The organism is Nocardia beijingensis NBRC 16342 (genome assembly GCF_001612785.1).
In the GTDB taxonomy this organism is placed as follows: domain Bacteria; phylum Actinomycetota; class Actinomycetes; order Mycobacteriales; family Mycobacteriaceae; genus Nocardia; species Nocardia beijingensis.
Map to the genome: position 1 here is coordinate 33541 of NZ_BDBC01000038.1, position 18598 is coordinate 52138.

The window sequence follows — 18598 nt, forward strand, 5'->3', positions numbered from 1 at the left end:
ATGAATTCATCATATCTTGCTTGACACGTAGTTCATCTTGACTGATGATTTCATCAATACAGATGCGGAGGTCGACTGTGACAACTAATGACAACGAGGTCGAGGCCGGGCGCACGGTTCGCGTCGGCGACCGCGACATCTTCTACACCGAGGTCGGCGCAGGTCCGGCGGTTGTTCTGCTGCACGGGGGCGGACCCGGCGCGTCGGGGCTGTCGAACTACTCGCGCAACATCGCCGAACTGGCGAAACGATTTCGGGTGATCGTGCCCGACCTCCCCGGCTACGGGCGCTCCACCAAGCGCATCGATCATTCCGACCCCTTCGGCGACCTCGCCGCGGCCGTGGGCGGACTTCTCGACACCCTGGGCGTCGACCGCGCGCATCTGATCGGCAATTCCTACGGTGGAGCCGCAGCCCTGCGCCTGGCGATGGACCGACCGGAGAAGGCGGATCGGCTGATCCTGATGGGTCCCGGCGGGGTGGGCACCACCCGCGCACTGCCCACCGCGGGGCTGCAATCGCTGCTGTCCTACTACACCGGCGCGGGCCCCAGCCGCGAGAAGCTCGCCACCTTCCTGCGCGAGTACCTGGTCCACGACGCGAGCGCCATCACCGAGGAGGTCATCGACGAGCGCTACCGAGCGAGTCTGGACCCCGACGTGATCGCCGACCCTCCCCTGCGACGCCCCTCCGGCCCCACGGCGTTGCGCACCGCGCTGCGCATGGACTTCACCCGCGACGCTCGACTGGCGAAGGTCGAGCACCCTGCCCTGGTGATCTGGGGCACCGAAGACCGGGTCAATCGGCCCTCGGGTGGGCGGATGCTGGCCGACCGCATGCCCAACTGCGATCTGTACCTGGCCGCGCGCACCGGGCACTGGGTGCAGTGGGAACGCGCCGATCTGTTCAACGACCTAGCCGCCGGGTTCCTCGAGGAGACGCGGTGAACCCCGGCTCGGTCTTCGGTGCCGTCCACCTCGGCTACCTGGTGGTGCAGTCGCAACGGCTGTCGGACTGGCACCGGTTCGGCGCATCGGCGATCGGCACGCACACCGACCGACTCGACACCGACACCCTGCGCTTGCGCCTGGACGACCGCGCCTGCCGATTCCTGATCCAGCGCGGTGCGGCCGAGGATGTCACGGCACTGGGCTGGCAGGTCGACGATCACGAGACCTTCGACCGCGTGCTGGCCCGAGTCGCCGACCGCGGCGTGCCCATCGAAGAGGGCACCGCCGAGCAGGCAGTACTGCGCGGGGTCGAGCGGCTGTGGCGCTTCCCCGGACCCAAGGGAATCGCGACCGAGATCTTCACGACCGCGGTGACAACCCCCGACCCGCTGCGCATGCTCAGCTCCGGTTGGGTGACCGGCGAGGCCGGGATGGGCCATGTCGCGATCGTCTCACGCGAACCGGAGGCGATGCACGCCTACTACCGCACGCTGTTCGACTCCCGGCTCTCCGACTTCATCGACGAGAACATCTCCGGATTGACGATGAAGATCCGCTTCCTGCGGGTCAACGAACGCCACCATTCGATCGCGATCGCCAACATTCGCGGCGTCAAGCTCGATCCCATCCGCGCGCGCGTGCAGCACGTCAACATCCAGTCCGCCACCCTCGACGACATGCTCGCCGCCTACGGGCGGGTCACCGACCTGGGATTCCGGATGGCCTGGTCGGTGGGACAGCACACCAACGACCGCGAACTGTCCTTCTACTGCGTCACCCCGTCCGGTTTCGAGCTCGAGGTCGGCTGGAACCCGCTCGTGCTCACCCCCGACGTCGAAGCCGCGTGGACGCCGAGCACCCATCAGGGCATCAGCATCTGGGGCCACCACACCGTCTCCGAAACCCTGCGCGACAAACTCGCCCAAGTCCGCACCGCCGCCGGACGACTGCGCACCCCCGAGATCACCGTCCCCGAACTGACAGGAGCGCCACGATGAGCGCCATCGGCTACGAGGTCGTCGTCGTCGGCCTCGGCCCCACCGGGCTCACCCTGGCCAACCTGCTCGGCCGCCGCGGCATCAGTGTGCTCGTCCTCGAACGCGAACCCGAGTACTACGGTCTGGCGCGAGCGGTCTACACCGACGACGAATGCCTGCGCATCTTCCAGAGCGCCGGTGTCGCCGACGAACTCGCCGCCCAGATGAACCTCGACTCGACGGTGCAGTGGGTGCGCGGCGACGGGAAGGTCCTGGCCCAGTTCAACCAGATCGACCGCCCGATGGGCTGGCCGGTGGCCAACTTCCTCTACCAGCCATACCTGGAGAACGGCCTCGAACGCGCGCTGGAGCGGTATCCGCACGTCGAGGTCCGACGCGGCCGCGCCGTGGTCGATTTCGACCAGGACAGCGACGGAGTCAGCATCGAACATGCCGGCAGTCGAGGCACCGGATACGGGCGAGGCGAGGCGAGCACCGACCCCAGCACCGCCGAACGGATACGCGCGCGGTTCCTGGTCGGCTGCGACGGTGGACGCAGCATCGTGCGCACCCGTCTGGGAATCGACATGTCGGGCACCAGCTTTCCCGAACGCTGGCTGGTGGTCGATCTGAAGGCCCGCGACGGAGTGGACGCCTTCCGGCATCTGCCCTACTTCGATTTCGTCTGCGACCCCGACTTGCCGATCGTGTCATGTCCGCAACCCGGCGGGCACCACCGCTTCGAGTTCATGTTGCGCGCCGAGCAGACCGCCGAGGAAATGGAGGACCCGGACACTGTGCGCCGCCACATCGCCCGCTACGTCGATCCCGACGAGGTCGAGGTCCTACGCAAACTGGTCTACACCTTCAACGCCGTGGTCGCCGACCGCTGGCGTGACGGACGGGTTCTGATCGCGGGCGACGCCGCGCACATGACACCCCAGTTCATCGGTCAGGGCATGAATTCCGGGGTCCGCGACGCCGACAACCTGTCCTGGAAACTCACCGCGATCCTGCGCCACGGCGCGGACCCGGCCATCCTGGACAGCTACGAGACCGAACGACGCCCCCACGCGAAAGCGATGATCGACCTGTCGGTCCTGAACAAGAACATCGTCTCCCTCGATAACCGCATGCTCGCCGCCGCTCGTGACATCGCCCTGTCCACCGCGGTCCGCGTGCCCGTGCTGGGCGACTGGATCCGGCAGGCGAAGATGAAACCCGCGCCGAAGTTCCGGCGCGGCGCCTACCTCGGGCTGCCTCGCCGATTGTGCGGGGTCGAAGGGCGGTTGATCCCCCAGCCCGAGGTCCGAACCTACGACGGGCGGCATGTGCGCCTCGATGACCGGCTCGGACTCGGTTTCGCCGTACTCGGTTACGGCATCGACCCCCGCCGGGCGCTGTCGGCCGACGGCCTGGCGTTGCTGCGACGACTGGACACCTGCTTCGTCACCATCTTCCCTCTCGGCGGGCGCCCCCAGGGCAGACCGGGTGAAGGCCGCGACGACGTCGTCGACCTCGAGGATCACACCGGCGCGCTGACCCGGTGGTTCCGCAGAGCCCGAATCCGGCCTGGCGACCTGGTGGTCCTGCGCCCGGACCACTACGTCTTCGGCACCGCCACATCCGGGGCCACCGACGCGCTGAGCGCGGCGCTGCGCGAGCAACTTCGTCCACTCACTCGCGTCGACACCGACCACACACCCCCGCTGCCCCTTCCGTTGCCGATCGGCCTCGACTCGGCGGCCCTCCCCGAGGAGCGAGCATGACCTCGACCGTGACAGACACACCGGCCATACGCGCCGCCGCCCGGCGGCTGGAAACCGCCGCGATCACCGGCACGCCCGTGGCACCGATTCGAGACCTCATCGATCGTGACGACGTCGCCTCCGCCTACGCGGTGCAGCGGTTGGGCATCCAGCGACGCGAGACAGCGGGCGCACGGGTGATCGGCCGCAAGATCGGCCTGACCTCGCCCGCCGTGCAACGACAGCTCGGCGTCGACCGACCCGACTTCGGATTCCTGCTCGATGACATGCGGACGCCCCAGACCCCCGTCGAGCGCCGACCCCGGTTGTTACAGCCGAAGGTGGAAGCCGAACTCGCCTTCGTCCTCGCCGAGGACCTCGACCGCGACCGTCTCGACGCCGCCGGTGTCCGTGGCGCGGTCGACTACGCGGTCGCCGCGCTCGAGATCGTCGACAGCCGAATCGCCGACTGGGACATCGTTTTCGTTGACACCGTCGCCGACAACGCTTCGAGCGGCTGGTTCGCCCTCGGGTCCGGCGGGGTCCCGCTGGACCGGTTCGAGCCCCGCGACATCACCATGCACATGATCATCGACGGCGAACTCGCCTCCGAAGGCACCGGCACCGCCTGCCTGGGCGATCCACTCGAAGCGCTCGCCTGGCTCGCGCGCACCGCCCGCGAGTTCGGCGATCCGCTGCGCTCCGGCGAGATCGTGCTCTCCGGCGCGCTCGGCCCCATGGCCACGCTGATGCCGGGCGCCGCGGTCCACGCCGAACTGTTCGTGGGCTCGAGTCTGCTCAGCGCCGTCGATTTCACCTGGGAGGTATCCGCGTGAACCGCATCAAGGTCGCCGTCATCGGCTCCGGCAATATCGGCACCGACCTGATGATCAAGGTGCTGCGCCTGTCCGAAACTCTCGAAATGGCCGCGATGGTCGGTATAGATCCCGACTCCGACGGGCTGGCGCGCGCGGACCGCCTCGGCGTGCCCACCACCTCGGCGGGCGTGCAAGGCTTGATCGAGCTGCCAGGTTTCGACGAGATCGAGATCATCTTCGACGCCACCTCCGCCAAAGCCCACGAATTCAACGCCGCCGCGCTGGAACCCCACGGCAAACAACTCATCGACCTGACACCGGCCGCGATCGGCCCCTACGTGGTCCCGGCGGTCAACCTGGAAGCACACCTCGACGCGGTCGATGTCAACATGGTGACCTGCGGCGGGCAGGCCACCATCCCGGTCGTGGCCGCGATCTCCCGCGTGGTCGAGGTCGCCTACGCCGAGATCGTGGCGTCCATCGCCTCGAAGTCTGCCGGGCCCGGGACACGCGCGAACATCGATGAATTCACCGAGACCACCGCTGCGGCCATCCGCGCGGTCGGCGGCGCACACCGCGGCCGCGCGATCATCGTGCTCAACCCGGCCGAACCACCGCTGATCATGCGCGACACCGTTCAGGCCCTGGTCAACGATCCCGCCGGGACGCACGGCACGCGGATCCGGGAATCAGTGCGCGACATGGTCGAATCGGTCGCCGCCTACGTCCCGGGCTACCGCCTCAAACAACAGGTGCAGATCAGCGAAGTGGTGCCCGAGGACCCCCTGCACACCCTCGCGGCCGATACCCCGGTCACCCATCGCGTGTCGGTCTTCCTCGAGGTCGAGGGCGCGGCCCACTACCTCCCGGCCTACGCGGGCAACCTCGACATCATGACCTCCGCGGCGCTGCGTGTCGCCGAGCGGATCGCCGCGACACGGATCGACCGGGCAGGAGCGCAGACCCGATGACCAAGCTGTTCCTCCAAGACGTCACGCTGCGCGACGGCATGCACGCGCTGCGCCACCGCATCACCCCACGACACGTCGCGACGGTCACCGCGGCCCTGGACGCGGCCGGTGTGGACGCGATCGAGGTCGCCCACGGCGACGGCCTGTCCGGCGGAAGCCTCACCTACGGCCCCGGCAGCAACACCGACTGGGAATGGCTCGAAGCCGCCGCCGACGCTCTCACCCACGCCCGACTCACGACCCTGCTGCTACCCGGCATAGGCACCATCGCCGATCTGCGTCGCGCCCACGACCTCGGGGTCGGTTCGGTGCGGGTGGCCACTCACTGCACCGAAGCCGACATCGCCGCCCAGCACATCGGCTTCGCCCGCGAACTCGGTATGGACGTCTCCGGGTTCCTGATGATGAGTCACATGAACACCCCCACCGGGCTCGCCGAGCAAGCCCGGTTGATGGAATCCTATGGCGCGCATTGCGTCTACGTCACCGACTCCGGCGGGCGGCTGACCATGGACGGCGTCCGCGACCGCGTCCGCGCCTATCGCGACGTCCTCGATCCGGACACCGAGATCGGTATCCACGCCCACCAGAACCTGTCACTGTCGGTGGCCAACAGCGTCGTCGCCGTCGAAGAGGGCGTCACCCGCGTGGACGCCTCGCTGGCCGGCCTAGGCGCCGGAGCCGGCAACACACCGCTCGAGGCGTTCGTCGCCGTCGCCGACCTGAGCGGGTGGGAACACGGAGGTGACCTGAACGCGCTCACCGACGCCGCCGACGATCTCATCCGTCCCTTGATGGACCGACCCGTCCAAGTCGACCGCGAAACATTGACCCTCGGCTACGCCGGGGTCTACTCGAGTTTCCTCCGCCACGCCGAGAACGCCTCGGCACGATACGGAATCGACGTGCGGACCCTGCTCACCGAGGCCGGACGACGCGGCCTGGTCGGCGGCCAGGAAGACATGATCGTCGACATCGCGCTCGACCTGAGCCGATCGCACCGCTGACCCGAACCCTCGCACCGACTCGTGAAAGAGAATCGATGACCTCACGCATCTTCCCGACCGCCTCGACCAGTCGCCGCCGTCTGCTCGGCGCGGCGACGACCACCGTCGGCATAGCCGCGCTGTCCGCAGCCGGCCGTCCGACCGCTCGCGCCGAAGCCACGCCCGCCCGCCGACAGCAGCCGCCCCCGTCGGGGACCTATCGGATCGACCTACACGCCCATTTCCTGCCGGCGGACTACCGGGCATCCTTGCTCGAACACGGTCACCTCACCATCGGCGGCTACCCCACGCCGAACTGGTCACCGGAGGAGGCGATCGGGTTCATGGACTACTACGGCATCCAGGCCCAAGTCCTGTCGATCTCCGACCCCGGCGTCACCTACCTGAGCGGCCGCGAAGCCGTCGACATGGCGCGCTACTGCAACACCTACGCCGCCGACCTGTTCCGCCGCCACCCCACCCGCTTCGGCGCCTTCGCCGTACTGCCCATGCCGGACATCCCCGCGGCGATCGAGGAAGCGATCTTCGCGCTGGACACCCTGCACCTGGACGGTGTCGTCCTGCTCAGCGCCTACAACGGCGCCTACCTCGGTGATCCTCGCTTCGAGCCGTTGATGGCAGTACTGAACCAGCGCAACGCCTTCGTGTTCGTCCACCCCGCCGCCATCCCCGCCGACGCGAAACCCGAACTGCCCCTACCGGACTTCCTGGAAGAGTTCACCTTCGACACCACCCGCGCCGCGACCATGATGATGGTCACCGGCGTCACCCAGCGCCACCCCGGCATCCGATTCCAACTCGCCCACGCCGGCGGCACACTGCCATTCCTGTCCCACCGCGTCGGCGTCGCCTCCCAGACCGTGATCGGCGACCTGTGGCCCGACGACCTGCCCAAACCCTCCGTACTCGACATCGGCAACCAGATCTCACGCTTCTACTACGACACCGCCCTCAGCGCCTCGCCCGCCGCGATGGCCGCCGTCCTGGCCGTCACCGGACGCGACCACATCGTCTTCGGATCTGACTGGCCCTTCAGCGCGGCCACCCTGCCCCAAACCGGCAACCACGACCCAGCACCGGGACTCAGCACCCTCTTCGACGCGGACCAACGAATGGAAATCGAACACCACAACCCACTACGCCAACTGCCACGCCTGGCCGAAGCTATCGATGGTTGAGGGGTCTATCTCGCTAAGAGGAGCCAACTTCGGCCGCACCTGGCCCGCGGCCCGCGGCGAGGACTTCGCCTGGGTGACCCCGCGAACCTTCCCCAAGGGTGTGGCCACCGCGGTCGATGATGCCTTCGAGGTGAGATGGGTCGAATCCCGTCGCCTCTCCATCGAACGAGAAACCCCTTCCGAGGCTGGTCGGAAGGGGTTTTCGTTGTCGGGGTGACACTTGACCTGGGTTCAAGTTTCCTCGACCGATCCGAAGCCATCTCATCGTTCCTGGTCGGAACGAGATTTCGGTGAAGCTCGGTGCTGGAGAAGCCTCATCGTATCCGGACATTTCCCGCCGAAAGTGTGAGATTTTGGTGAGATGGATCGAATCGGCTGCTCGAAGTCGGAGCGATCCGGCCGCATTGGAATCGGTCTGGCTCGTCAACGTGTCGCCGGCAAGACGCGCCGACGAGTCCTGCATGGTAGCTATTTTCTGGCAAACGCCACTGTGACCTCTCTACATCTCTACATCTTCGGTATTCGACGGTGGCGTGTAGGGGTTGGATGAAGGAGTCGTGGGGCGGCGGGGGTGATCGTGTCGCGAGGAGGACACACGCGGTAAGCACAGAGATCGACCTGCTGAAACGCTGATGGATCTGCGGTTCGTGTGCGTACAAGCGCCCGGCCCGGAAGCGAACTGTCGGTGTGGTCTGTCTATGGCGGCGCGTGGGCCGCTTAACTATCGTCAGATCCACGGCGGCCAGGACGAGCAGGTTTCGCCGAAAAAGCCGCTCCCTACAGCGCCTTGTCCTTGCCTCAACACATGTGACCCCGGTGATCGGTCCACCGGACCGATCACCGGGGTCCGTCAGGGTCACGTCAGGCAATGCATCGCCGTGCGGCTTGATCCTGCATGGTGACTGCGATCGTCGGAGCGGGGTCGAGCGCATACCCCAGCCTCTCGCGCAGTCGGCCTCGCTGGTCGGCGCCCGGATCGACGAGCACGGGGGCATCGGTGAGTAGATCTAGATCAGTGGTCTGCCAGCACAGTGCACGGCCCGACCCGAGCGTCAGCGGCGGGTCGACGAGATTCTGTTGTCCCCGACCGCGAAGAGTCCGACGACCGCGGAATCTATTGGCGTACGCCATCAGGTCGCCAAGCGGCTGTGCGCAAATGAGTCTCAGCCGGGTTGCGCCGATCCGCGGTCAGTCGCTGTACATCGCGGCGATCTCCGTGGCGAAGTCGCGGAGCACGATGTTGCGTTTCAGCTTCAACGACGGGGTGATGTAGCCGTTGGCTTCGGTCAGCCTGGTGTGCAGCAGGCGGAACTTGCGGACGGCCTCGGCGCGGGAGACGGCTCGGTTGCCGTCGTCGACGGCGGCCTGGATGTCGGCCAGGAGATCGGGATCGGTGGCGAGTTCATCGACACTGGCATCGGGGGGTTTGTCGTGGAGCTGTTTCCAGAGGGGAAAGTGCTCGTCGTCGATGGTCAGCAGGCAACCGATGAACGGTTTGCCGTCGCCGACGACGATCACCTCGCCGATGATGGCGTTGGCGCGGATGCGGTCTTCGATCACGGCGGGCGCGACGTTCTTGCCTGCGGCGGTGACGATGATTTCCTTTTTGCGTCCGATGATGCTGAGGTACCCGTCGTCATCGAGAGTGCCGAGGTCGCCCGTGGCGAACCAGCCGTCGCAGAACGACTCGGTGGTGGCGCGCGGGTTGTTCCAGTATCCGGTGAATACATTCGGTCCGCGCAGCAAGATTTCGCCGTCGTCATCGATCCGGACCGACGAGCCCGGCAGCGGCTGGCCGACCGTGCCGATTTTGGGCTGGTCATCGGGATTGAAGGTGGCGGCCCCACAGGTCTCGGTCAGTCCGTATCCCTCCAGCACAGTGAAGCCGAGTCCCCGGTAGAAATGGCCGAGCCGTTCGCCGAGCGGCGCGCCGCCGGATATGGCGTGCGTGGCACGCCCGCCCAGCGCGGCGCGCAACCGTCGGTAGACCAGTCGATCGAACAGCGCGTGCCGGAGGCGGAGCGGAAGCGGTATTCGCCCGTGGTCGCGGGCGCGGCTGTAATCGATCGCGGTCGTGGCGGCCAGGTCGAAGATTCGTTCCCGATGGTCGAGCGCCGCTTTTGTGCGGGCGGTGTTGTACACCTTCTCGAAGACCCGGGGTACGCCCAAGATCAACGTCGGCCGGAATGTGCCGAGTTCAGCTGTGACGTCCTTGACGTCGCTGACGTGGGCGATGTCGACCGGGACGTACGCGGCGGCGACTTCGGCGATGCGGCCGAGCACGTGTGCCAGCGGCAGGAACAACAGCACCGAGGACTCTCCGATGCGGAACAGCTCTGGCAGCCTGGCGGTGATGTTGCCCAGTTCGGCCAGGAAGTTGCCGTGGGTCAGCTGACAGCCTTTCGGGCGGCCGGTGGTGCCTGAGGTGTACACGATCGTCGCCAGCGCGTCCGCAGTGACGGCAGTGCGGCGCTCGGCCACGGTGGTGTCATCGATGCGTGCGCCTTCCGCTGTCAGGGTCGCGACGGCATCGGTATCGATCTGCCAGGTGTGCGCCAATTTCGGCAATTGATCGCGTACTGCGGCGACCACTGCTGTGTGGTGATCGGTTTCTGTGGCAATGGCGGACGAACCCGAATCCGAGACAATCCATTGCACTTGTTCGGACGAGGACGTTTCATAGACGGGGACCGAAACCGCGCCCGTGTACCAGATCGCGAAGTCCAACAGCATCCATTCGTACCGGGTGCGAGACATGACGGCCACCCGATCGCCCACCTGGATGCCCGCGGCGATCAGCCCTTTCGCCGTCGCCCGCACTTCCGCGCGGAACTGGGCGGCAGTCACATCCTGCCAGCGCCCATTCACCTTGCGGGAGATGACCGCCAGGTCCGGGTACTGTTCGGCGTTACGTTCGATCAGGTCGGTGAGGTTCGCCTCGGCGGGCACTTGGTACAGGGCCGGAAGTCCGAATTCCTGCATGACCGGTGGTCCCTCCTCCGCGCTGCCGGAGGGGCGCACGATGCGCTCGACCTGGATGAGCCGCGCACTACCGAGTATGGTCCGCATCACACGGCAGTCGCGACGGACGTTGGCAGTCGCGCGAAAGGACGTAGGTCCTCTTCGACGAGCAATGCTCGGCCGCCCTGCCGCACAACACACGGCTCTACGAGCCGCAGTCCGACGGCGTGGAAGAGAAAGACCGTCGACCCTGCTGCCCGTTGTGGAAACCGAGCGTATCGGCATCACCCGCCACGATGGGCCCCAGTTTCGCCCGTTCCATGGTCACTCGCCGATCTCGCGATGATCACCGGAACCTCGGCCGCGTGCAGGACGGACTGACCGACCGAGCCGAGCGTCATTCCGGCGAAGCCGCCGCGACCGTGGCTGCCGACGACGATGAGCTGAGCTTTGTCGCCGATCATGAGAAGCCGTTCGGCGGGACGATCCTCGGTCACGATGCGGTGCACCGGGACCTCCGGATACTTCTCGCCGAATCCGGCGATACTCCGGGAGAGCAATTCTTCGCCCTCCATCTGCATTTGGTCGGATGATCCGAAGCGCAGGAAACCCGACCAGGTGTGTACCGCGACGAGTTCGACGCCACGGAAAGCGGCTTCATCGAAGGCGATCTCTACGGCGTGCACGCTAGCTCGTGAGCCGTCTACTCCGACTACCACCGGTCCGTCCGGTGGTGCGACGGTTTCCGGGATGACCGCGACCGGGCATGCCGCGTGCCGCGCCAGAGCGGTGCTCACCGATCCCAGGAGTTTGCGGTTGACGGCGCCGAGCCCGTGGGTGCCAAGGACGAGCAGTCGCGCGGCCTTCGAGCGATCGCGCAGGACCGGGATCGGAGGCGCGTCCACCAGTTCGGTGGTGATCTCGAGTTCGGCGATCGGCGCGGCTTCGGAGATGGCGGCCGCGCGGGCGGTTTCGAGTGCGCCCAGCCCGCCTCGCCGATAACTGTCGAAGTCGAACTGGTCCAGTTCGAACCCCGATTCGAAGTCACCGAGCACACCGATCGCGTAGATGAGGTGTAGCGGCAGGTTGCGCCGAGCGGCATCGGCGGCAGCCCAGCGCAGTGCGGCAAGCGCGATGGGTGAGCCGTCGACGCCGACCAGGACAGGCGGATTGCTGCTCACGGGCATCTGTTGGTCTCTCTCCCTGCCTAGGCCGGTGCGCCTCGGCGTCGTCGCGAGCTACTGCGGTGCCGATGTGGTGGTGAGATGCTCGGCGATGAGAATGCGGTGAGCTTGCTGGGCCGCATCGGCCCGGCGTCGGTCGTCGGTGTCGCTGCTCGGCAACTGTTCGAGCCCGCGTGCGAGAACCGCGATGGTGTCACCGAGCAGCAGAAGCCGGTGTTCCAGTTCGTCGAGTCGCTCGGTGTGGGCGTCCGCTGCCGCGGCCTGCTCGCCCCCGGTCTTGTCGCGCAGCATCGAGCGCAGGCGCATCGGCGGCTCGGTGACGATCCGGCGAGCGAGGTGCAAGGACGCTTCCAGTGAATCGCTTATAGGGGACATGAGCATCAGGCTCGTCCCGATGTCCATGGCGCGCCTAGAGTCCGATGGCCCCGGCCGGAACGTCCGACGACCCTCCATCAAGTGGTCGTCGGCAACCGTGGTCTGGGGGCGTTCAGGCGACGATTGCCCGGTTCGGTGAGCGCAGCGGTGATCAAGAACGCCCGATGCCCGGTCGGCATCGTTCGCTCCGCGCCCGTCACGGATGCGGGGTCGATGGGTGAACCGGTCCTGGTCGGGGTGGGCGGAACACGCCGCTGCCGACCTGCTGTGTTGCTGGCATTCGAAGAAGCCTCGCGAGGAGGAGTTGATCGCTCTGCACGCGTGGAGCGATACGCGCGGGAGCCTGGATCCGTTCGCGTCTGACTGCACCAGAATTCTACCTACTCGGGGGGAGACAGACGTCAGATGTTTCGACCGATGGCGGCGGGAGCGCGATGGTCGAAGGCAGCGCCGGTTCATCGGAGCACCGTCCGTACCCGCGCGGTGAAGGCTGTAGGCGATGCCGACACCTTCGCCTGCCGGGCCGATGGACACGGCGGCTCCGTGCTCGGCTCGCAGTCGGCGCTGCCGCCCCTGGGCGGCTACCCGCCGGGGGATCGGCGCGCCGCCGCGACCACCGCTCCCGGCGCGACAGCCGAGCCGAAGGTGGACAGAGGACCCGGCATTCGGTGACCTTCGGCCGTCACCCGCTTCGCTAGGTTCGCGCGATGCTGAATCAGAGTCGACAAAGCCGACAGCACCGGCGGAAAGGTGATTGATCGTCATGGTTGAACTCACCGGTAGAAGCGCTCTCGTCACCGGCGGCGCGCGCGGTATCGGCGCAGCCGCTCTGGCGAAGGAGCAGTGCTCGATTCACCCGGGTCCTATTCTCATCCACCGATGACGGCGGCGATGGACGAATCCGTCGCCGCGAACCAGCCGCTGGCCCGCTTCGGTCAGCCTGAGGAGGTGGCCGCGATGGTGCGATTCCTGGTCACCGAGGCCACCTACTCGACCGGCTCGGAATTCGTGCTCGACGGTGGTGTCACCGCCGGTCAGGTTCTGGGCCTACCGGACGACTCTTGAGAGGGCGAGCGATGCCGAGAACACACCCCGACCCCGAGACCCTTCGATCCGCGTTGGCGCTGGCGTCTCGGGCGCCATCGGTGCACAACACCCAGCCATGGCTGTGGCGGCTCGGACATGAGACGGTGCACCTGTACGCCGACGAGAGCCGGAGGTTGCCGCACACCGATCCCGACGGACGCGATCTGCTGCTCAGTTGTGGTGCGGCTTTGCATCATTTCCGAGTAGCCGCACGTGCGGAGGGGTGGGAGACGCTGATCCATCGGCTACCGAATCCGGCCGCGCCCGAGCACCTCGCGTCGATCGAGTTCCGTCGGACCACTTGCAGTCCCGAGGACGTCGAGTTGGCGCGTGCCATCAGCAGGCGCAGCACGGATCGCCGGCGCTTCAGCTCGTGGGAAGTACCGGCGGCGCATATCGAGGCCATGATCGACGCCGGACTGGCCACCGGGGTGCTCGTGCACGATGTCGACGCCGAACCGGGGCGGACCCAGTTGCTGCGCGCGTTCGAACAAGCGGCCTGGCAACACGCCCGTGACGTCTCCTATGGTGCCGAGCTGGCGCAGTGGAGCGGCAGGCACGCGGCGCCGCAAGGGGTGCCCGCGCGCAATGCAGTGTTGACCGAAGCCGATCCCACCGTACGCCCCTTTTCGAATCCGGGATTGCCACAGGCTGTGGTGCGCGACATCGATGCCGCCGATCGAATGCTGTTGCTGAGCACCAGTAGCGACGACCGATTGTCCCAGCTGCGCGCGGGGGAGGCCGCGAGTGCGGTGCTTCTGACCGCGACGACACTCGGTCTGGCGACCTGTCCGCTGACCGAGCCGATGGAGTTGGCCGACACCAGGAGACGCATTCGCGCCGACGTTCTGGACGACACCGGATTTCCGCAGATCATCATCCGGGCCGGTTATGCGGTCACAAGCGCCGACCCGGTACCGCCCACGCCACGCCGCCCGCTCGCCGAGGTGGTGCAGCAGTTGGGTTCGCCGGAGTCGTGATCGTGCGAACCGATTGCCACGGAGGCGTCACGACCGACCTGGGACCGAGGAGAACGCGATGACGGAGCACTCGACGGGAACCGGCGGACCGATCGACAGGCCGATCGTGGTGGCTGTCGACGGTTCGGCCACCTCATATCACGCGGCGGCGTGGGCGGCGGCCGACGCCGCCCTGCATCGGGCCCGGCTGCTCATCGTCACCTCCGTCCCTGTGCGGCCGGGATACGGCCCGGGGGCCACTCTCACCGAAGCCGATGTGGAGTGGCTGCGCAAAGACGGCGAAAGGGTGCTCACGGAAGCCGCTCGCGTGGCCAGGACGACCGCGACGGGCGAGGCGCTGACGATCAGCACCGAGTTGACTGTCGCACCGATCATCCCCGACCTGATCGACCGGTCCCAGAGCGCGCGGATGCTGGTCGTCGGTAGCCGCGGCCTCGGTGCGTTCCGGCGTGAGTTGCTCGGGTCGGTGAGCACGGCGATGACTCGGCACGCCCACTGTCCGGTCGCGGTCGTGCGTTCGACGTCGGCGACCGATGCCTTTTCCGCGGGGAAACCGGTTTTGGTGGGAGTGGACGGCAGCACCAACAGCATGCCCGCCGTCGAGCTCGCCTTCGAGGAGGCGTCGCGACGCAAGGTCGGTGTGATCGCGCTGCACGCGTGGAGCGATTCGAGTGGCATCGACCTCGTGCCAGGGTGGGACACTGTGCGGGAACGCGAGGACGCGTTGCTGGCGGAGAATCTCGCCGGATGCGGCGAACGCTACCCGGACGTCGCCGTGCGACGTGTCCTGGTCCGTGATCGGCCGGTTCGGTCCTTGCTCGACCAATCGGACGAGGCTCAGCTGCTCGTGGTGGGCAGCCATGGCCGCGGTGGGTTCACCGGCATGTTGCTCGGTTCCACCAGCGCGGCTTTGCTGCATTCGGTGGAGTGCCCCGTCATCATCGTGCGTCAGCGGTGACGCGGGTAGGTCGAGGGGCGCTTGCCCTGTTCCGCTGTGCCGACGCGAACGGCGATTTGCGGGCGACTGCCGACCGCACACGCCGCGCAGACCACCGCGTGCGAACCCGTTGAGGCCGTATCGGCTGACTACCGCCGGTGAGGACCTGACTACGCCCGCTGAGGAGGAGTCTCCCGCGTGGCGAGCGCTTGCTCGAGCAGAACTCTCCGCTCGGCGGCGGCGATCGCCCGACGGGCGGCGGGCACGGCGTCCGGTGTCACCGATATCGAGGTGATGCCCATCCGCACCAGGTATTCGGCGAACTCCGGGCGCGTCGAGGGCGCCTGTCCGCACAGCGAGGACGTGATCTTCAGCCGCCGGGCCGTCTCGATGATCCTGCCGATCGCGTCGAGTACGGCGGCGTCGGATTCGTCGAACAGCTCGGCGCACGTGTCGGAGTCACGGTCGACGCCGAGCAGCAACTGCGTGAGGTCGTTGCTGCCGATGGAGACGCCGTCGATGCCGAGGCCCACGTATTCGGGGAGCCAGTGCACCACCGAGGGGACTTCCGCCATCACCCAGCGGTGCAATCCGCGGTGGTGGCCCAGCGGGCTGCCATCGATGAGGTCGAGGCAGGCCTCGAGTTCCCAGCGGGTGCGCACGAACGGGATCATCAGGTGCAGATTCGGCGTCTTCTCGCGGACGAGCGCGAGCGCGGTGAGTTCGAGCGCGAACACCTCCGGTTCGCGGATGTAGCGATAGCAGCCGCGGTACCCGATCATCGGATTGCGTTCGTCGGGTTCATAGACTGCTCCACCGGCGAGATCGCGGAATTCGTTGCTCCGCAGATCGGTCGCCCGGTAGATCACCGGTCGGGGGGCGAACGCCGTAGCGATCCTGTGCAAGGGTTCCGACAGCCGTTCGACGAAGAGTTCCTTCTCACCCCGCGCTATCAGATCCCGGGGATGACGTCCGTCGAGCGCCTGTGTGATCAGCGTTTCCGCGCGCAGCAATCCGACGCCGTCGACGTCGGTGGCCGCGACGCGTTCGGCGACATCCGGTAATGCGAGATTGACGTAGATGCGGGTCGCGGTCGATTCCGGCGCAGCGGTCGGCGCCGACGGGCGAGGTTCGGCCTGCACCGGTTCCGAACGCCCTGCTCGGATCTGGCCCGCGGAGCCGTCGACGGTCACGACGGCGCCCTCGGTCAGGGTTGTGGTCGCTGTGCGGGTGCCGACCACGCAGGGCACGCCGAGTTCGCGCGCGACGATCGCGGCGTGGCATGTCATTCCGCCGCTGTCGGTGACCAGGGCTGATGCTCGTGAGATGGTGGGCAGCCAGTCGGGATTGGTCATGGTCGCGACGAGGACCTCGCCGGCGTGCAGTGCCGAACCCTCGGACGGTGACCGCAAGATGCGTACGGCGCCGCTGGCTCGTCCAGGTGCGGCGGCGAGGCCGCGCAGTAGAACCTGAGCGGGGGCCGCCGCGTGCGCTGCGGGCTTTCCGTCGGGCCGCCCCGTCAGGGTGGTGATGGGCCGAGCCTGCACCAGCCACAGCCGCTCGTCGTCGAAGGCCCATTCGACATCTTGGGGACGGCCGCCGTGCAACTGTTGTACCCGCAAAGCCGTTCGGGCTACCGACACGGCTTCGTCCTCGCTGAGCACCTGGCCCGCCGCTTGTTCGTCGCTCAGCTGGATCCGCTGGTCGCCGTCGGGTCCGGGCACGATGGCGTATTCCTGGTGGCCCGTGCGAGCGGCGATCAGCGTGGGTCCCTTGGCGTCGAGCATGTAGGTGTCGGGTTCGGTGGCGCCGGAAACCACCACCTCGCCTTGTCCGCGGGCCGCCTCGATCACCACGCGATCGCGACGGCCGGTCGCCGGATCCGCGGTGAACGCCACGCCCGACCTGCGTGCTGCGACCATACGCTGCACCACCACCGCGATATCCGGGCGCTCGTGCATCTCGCGGCGCGCGCGATAGGTGAGTACGCGGGGGGTGAACAGCGACGCCCAGCAGTCGACGAGCGCGTCCATGAGCTGGTCGTCGCCGCGGATATTGGTGCGCGACAGATTCATTCCCGCGAAGGAGGCGGTCGCGCTGTCCTCGCCGACCGCGGACGAGCGCACCGCGACCGGAACGGAATCGCCGAGCCGGTGGTAGGCGGCCAGTACGGCGTCGCGCACCGCTGCCGCCATCGGGGTCTGGTGCACGAGCTTGCGCATCCGGGTGCACAGGTCGTCGAGTCCTGCCTCGTCGGAGCGAGCGCTCTGTGCGGACGCTCGCAGCGCCTCGTCGTGCAAGGTGTCGAGTTCCGCGCCGTGCGGCCCGTGGATGATCACCTCCTCGTAACACGATTTGAGGATCACGTACCCCGACGGCACCGGCAGGTGCGCCGCCACCAGCTCACCGAGATTCGCGCCCTTGCCCCCCGCACGGTCGGCATCCACCAGCCGCAGACCGGCGAGGTCGGCCACATAGTCGCCCATAACGGCTCCGATCAATCGGAATTCCAATGTCGCGTGTAGTCAGCCTGACTCGACATGATGCGCGTTCACCACGGCCGAAGGTCCCCATGTGACGCCCATTGGCCCCCGTCGCCGCACCGGGAGCCGGTGCGTGCAGGACACGGTGGCCCCGATGACGAGCGTGACCTACGCGACCGCGGTGGCCGCGCTGGCGGTCGAGTACGAGTCCAGAGCCCGCGTGAACAGTTCACCGTGCTCAGCACCGATCAACGAGCGCAGGGACAGGTGCCGGCCGTCCGGCCGAGCGGGAACGCTCGGTGTCATCCAGCACGTGGAGCCGGAGTGGCAGGACGTGTTCGTCATGGGGTGATGGTGGTGGAACGGGCCGACGGCAGCCGGAGACTGCGGGCGATGGTGTCGGTCCACGAGCGGACGGTTGCCCAGTCGCGCAGGTCCCCGTAGCGGCCTTTGCCGAGCAGTCGGTAGAGCACGCGGGTCCGCAGGGAGATGCCGTCGCTGTCGTACCGTCCGGCGAACGCCCGGTAGTCGTGCGCCCTGACCGAATCGCGCAGTCCGGCGATCTTCTTCGGGACCAATCGCCCGAGGCGGCGGCCGATCGGGCCGCGCAGTGCCGGGGCGAGGCCGACGCTGAACAGCCACACGTCCTTTTCCACCAGCTCGTCTCGGTGGGCGTGGACATAGTCGGTAACAGAGGGTAGCAGTTTCATGTTGTGCACTGCGCTGCCGAGCACGATGGTGTCGAAGTTGGACAGTTCGGGGGCGTGATCGATATCGGCGAGTTCGACGATGGCGTCGCGGCTCGACAGCTCGGTGCCGATGAATTCGGCGATGTCGCGGGTGGATCCCTGTTCGGTCGCGTAGACCACCGCGATGTGGTGTTTGTCCTGGTCCATGCCGAGAATCCTCCTCGCCTACGCCGTGTCCGATGAGAGGACTCGTG

18 protein-coding genes are annotated in these 18598 nt (G+C 67.3%); 13 read left to right on the top strand and 5 right to left on the bottom strand.

The genetic code is table 11. The annotated features are described in order from the left end of the window. Positions 1–77 precede the first annotated feature (77 nt). From NB3_RS21665 to NB3_RS21695, 7 genes are read left to right on the top strand one after another with little or no spacing between them, the layout of a single operon-like run. The gene (locus NB3_RS21665) at positions 78–947 is read left to right on the top strand and encodes an alpha/beta fold hydrolase (RefSeq protein WP_244892020.1); all 870 of its coding nucleotides are present in this window, start codon (positions 78–80) and stop codon (positions 945–947) included. Next, the gene (locus NB3_RS21670; RefSeq protein ID WP_067806420.1) at positions 944–1948 is read left to right on the top strand and encodes a VOC family protein; all 1005 of its coding nucleotides are present in this window, start codon (positions 944–946) and stop codon (positions 1946–1948) included. The genes NB3_RS21665 and NB3_RS21670 overlap by 4 nt, the downstream gene beginning before the upstream one ends. Beyond that, entirely contained in the window at positions 1945–3696 is a 1752-nt protein-coding gene (gene mhpA, locus NB3_RS21675) for a bifunctional 3-(3-hydroxy-phenyl)propionate/3-hydroxycinnamic acid hydroxylase MhpA (RefSeq protein WP_067806427.1), read from the top strand. The genes NB3_RS21670 and mhpA overlap by 4 nt, the downstream gene beginning before the upstream one ends. Beyond that, positions 3693–4511, top strand: a complete 819-nt coding sequence (locus NB3_RS21680) for a 2-keto-4-pentenoate hydratase (RefSeq protein ID WP_067806434.1) — start codon at positions 3693–3695, stop codon at positions 4509–4511. The genes mhpA and NB3_RS21680 overlap by 4 nt, the downstream gene beginning before the upstream one ends. After that, positions 4508–5464, top strand: a complete 957-nt coding sequence (locus NB3_RS21685; protein ID WP_084823553.1) for an acetaldehyde dehydrogenase (acetylating) — start codon at positions 4508–4510, stop codon at positions 5462–5464. The genes NB3_RS21680 and NB3_RS21685 overlap by 4 nt, the downstream gene beginning before the upstream one ends. Next, entirely contained in the window at positions 5461–6471 is a 1011-nt protein-coding gene (gene dmpG / locus NB3_RS21690) for a 4-hydroxy-2-oxovalerate aldolase (protein ID WP_067806435.1), read from the top strand. Before NB3_RS21685 ends, dmpG begins: the two co-directional genes overlap by 4 nt. Before the next feature lie 35 nt (positions 6472–6506). After that, positions 6507–7649, top strand: a complete 1143-nt coding sequence (locus NB3_RS21695; protein ID WP_067806444.1) for an amidohydrolase family protein — start codon at positions 6507–6509, stop codon at positions 7647–7649. A gap of 1188 nt (positions 7650–8837) precedes the next feature. Here NB3_RS21695 and NB3_RS21700 read toward each other — a convergent pair. The 3 genes from NB3_RS21700 to NB3_RS21710 all read right to left on the bottom strand — a co-directional run bounded on the left by NB3_RS21700 (position 8838) and on the right by NB3_RS21710 (position 12196). Then, a complete protein-coding gene (locus NB3_RS21700; RefSeq protein WP_067806515.1) occupies positions 8838–10631 on the bottom strand; it encodes an AMP-dependent synthetase/ligase in 1794 nt (597 codons plus the stop codon). A 263-nt stretch (positions 10632–10894) separates the two neighbouring features. After that, a complete protein-coding gene (locus NB3_RS21705; protein ID WP_067806446.1) occupies positions 10895–11797 on the bottom strand; it encodes a universal stress protein in 903 nt (300 codons plus the stop codon). Positions 11798–11848: 51 nt separating this feature from the next. After that, on the bottom strand, positions 11849–12196 hold the full coding sequence (locus NB3_RS21710; protein WP_067806451.1) for a hypothetical protein: 348 nt from the start codon (positions 12194–12196) through the stop codon (positions 11849–11851). Positions 12197–12250: 54 nt separating this feature from the next. On the opposite strand from NB3_RS21710, the gene NB3_RS36855 reads away from it, so the two are divergent. The 5 genes from NB3_RS36855 (at position 12251) to NB3_RS21730 (ending at position 15193) form a co-directional block, all read left to right on the top strand. Further along, entirely contained in the window at positions 12251–12532 is a 282-nt protein-coding gene (locus NB3_RS36855) for a universal stress protein (RefSeq protein WP_169810733.1), read from the top strand. Positions 12533–12652: 120 nt separating this feature from the next. Further along, complete coding sequence (locus NB3_RS21715) at positions 12653–12841, top strand: hypothetical protein (RefSeq protein WP_157111936.1); 189 nt, start codon at positions 12653–12655, stop codon at positions 12839–12841. A gap of 207 nt (positions 12842–13048) precedes the next feature. Next, positions 13049–13234, top strand: coding sequence for an SDR family oxidoreductase (locus NB3_RS34395; RefSeq protein WP_067806456.1), 186 nt, complete (start codon positions 13049–13051; stop codon positions 13232–13234). An 11-nt stretch (positions 13235–13245) separates the two neighbouring features. Further along, entirely contained in the window at positions 13246–14235 is a 990-nt protein-coding gene (locus NB3_RS21725) for an Acg family FMN-binding oxidoreductase (RefSeq protein ID WP_067806459.1), read from the top strand. Positions 14236–14293: 58 nt separating this feature from the next. Beyond that, positions 14294–15193 (top strand): universal stress protein, encoded by a 900-nt coding sequence (locus NB3_RS21730; protein ID WP_067806462.1) that lies wholly within the window; start codon positions 14294–14296, stop codon positions 15191–15193. 149 nt (positions 15194–15342) lie between these two features. Here the strand turns inward: NB3_RS21730 and ppsA are convergent, their stop codons facing one another. Further along, positions 15343–17658 (bottom strand): phosphoenolpyruvate synthase, encoded by a 2316-nt coding sequence (ppsA, locus tag NB3_RS21735; RefSeq protein WP_067806464.1) that lies wholly within the window; start codon positions 17656–17658, stop codon positions 15343–15345. 151 nt (positions 17659–17809) lie between these two features. Between ppsA and NB3_RS21740 the strand changes: the two genes are divergently transcribed. Further along, positions 17810–18007 carry a hypothetical protein gene (locus NB3_RS21740; protein ID WP_157111937.1) on the top strand — a complete coding sequence of 66 codons (198 nt, stop codon included), beginning with the start codon at positions 17810–17812 and terminating at the stop codon, positions 18005–18007. On the opposite strand, the gene NB3_RS21745 is transcribed toward NB3_RS21740, so the two are convergent. Beyond that, positions 17997–18551, bottom strand: coding sequence for a flavodoxin domain-containing protein (locus tag NB3_RS21745; protein WP_067806470.1), 555 nt, complete (start codon positions 18549–18551; stop codon positions 17997–17999). The genes NB3_RS21740 and NB3_RS21745 overlap by 11 nt on opposite strands. Positions 18552–18598: the final 47 nt, after the last annotated feature.

Excerpts from the sequence above, each read along its gene's own strand:
- mhpA (WP_067806427.1), top strand. The coding sequence starts at position 1,945 with ATGAGCGCCATCGGCTACGAGGTCGTCGTCGTCGGCCTCGGCCCCACC.
- NB3_RS21680 (WP_067806434.1), top strand. The coding sequence starts at position 3,693 with ATGACCTCGACCGTGACAGACACACCGGCCATACGCGCCGCCGCCCGG.
- dmpG (WP_067806435.1), top strand. The coding sequence starts at position 5,461 with ATGACCAAGCTGTTCCTCCAAGACGTCACGCTGCGCGACGGCATGCAC.
- NB3_RS21695 (WP_067806444.1), top strand. The coding sequence starts at position 6,507 with ATGACCTCACGCATCTTCCCGACCGCCTCGACCAGTCGCCGCCGTCTG.
- NB3_RS21700 (WP_067806515.1), bottom strand. The coding sequence starts at position 10,631 with ATGCAGGAATTCGGACTTCCGGCCCTGTACCAAGTGCCCGCCGAGGCG.
- NB3_RS21705 (WP_067806446.1), bottom strand. The coding sequence starts at position 11,797 with ATGCCCGTGAGCAGCAATCCGCCTGTCCTGGTCGGCGTCGACGGCTCA.
- NB3_RS21710 (WP_067806451.1), bottom strand. The coding sequence starts at position 12,196 with ATGGACATCGGGACGAGCCTGATGCTCATGTCCCCTATAAGCGATTCA.
- NB3_RS34395 (WP_067806456.1), top strand. The coding sequence starts at position 13,049 with ATGACGGCGGCGATGGACGAATCCGTCGCCGCGAACCAGCCGCTGGCC.
- NB3_RS21725 (WP_067806459.1), top strand. The coding sequence starts at position 13,246 with ATGCCGAGAACACACCCCGACCCCGAGACCCTTCGATCCGCGTTGGCG.
- NB3_RS21730 (WP_067806462.1), top strand. The coding sequence starts at position 14,294 with ATGACGGAGCACTCGACGGGAACCGGCGGACCGATCGACAGGCCGATC.
- ppsA (WP_067806464.1), bottom strand. The coding sequence starts at position 17,658 with ATGGGCGACTATGTGGCCGACCTCGCCGGTCTGCGGCTGGTGGATGCC.
- NB3_RS21740 (WP_157111937.1), top strand. The coding sequence starts at position 17,810 with ATGACGAGCGTGACCTACGCGACCGCGGTGGCCGCGCTGGCGGTCGAG.
- NB3_RS21745 (WP_067806470.1), bottom strand. The coding sequence starts at position 18,551 with ATGGACCAGGACAAACACCACATCGCGGTGGTCTACGCGACCGAACAG.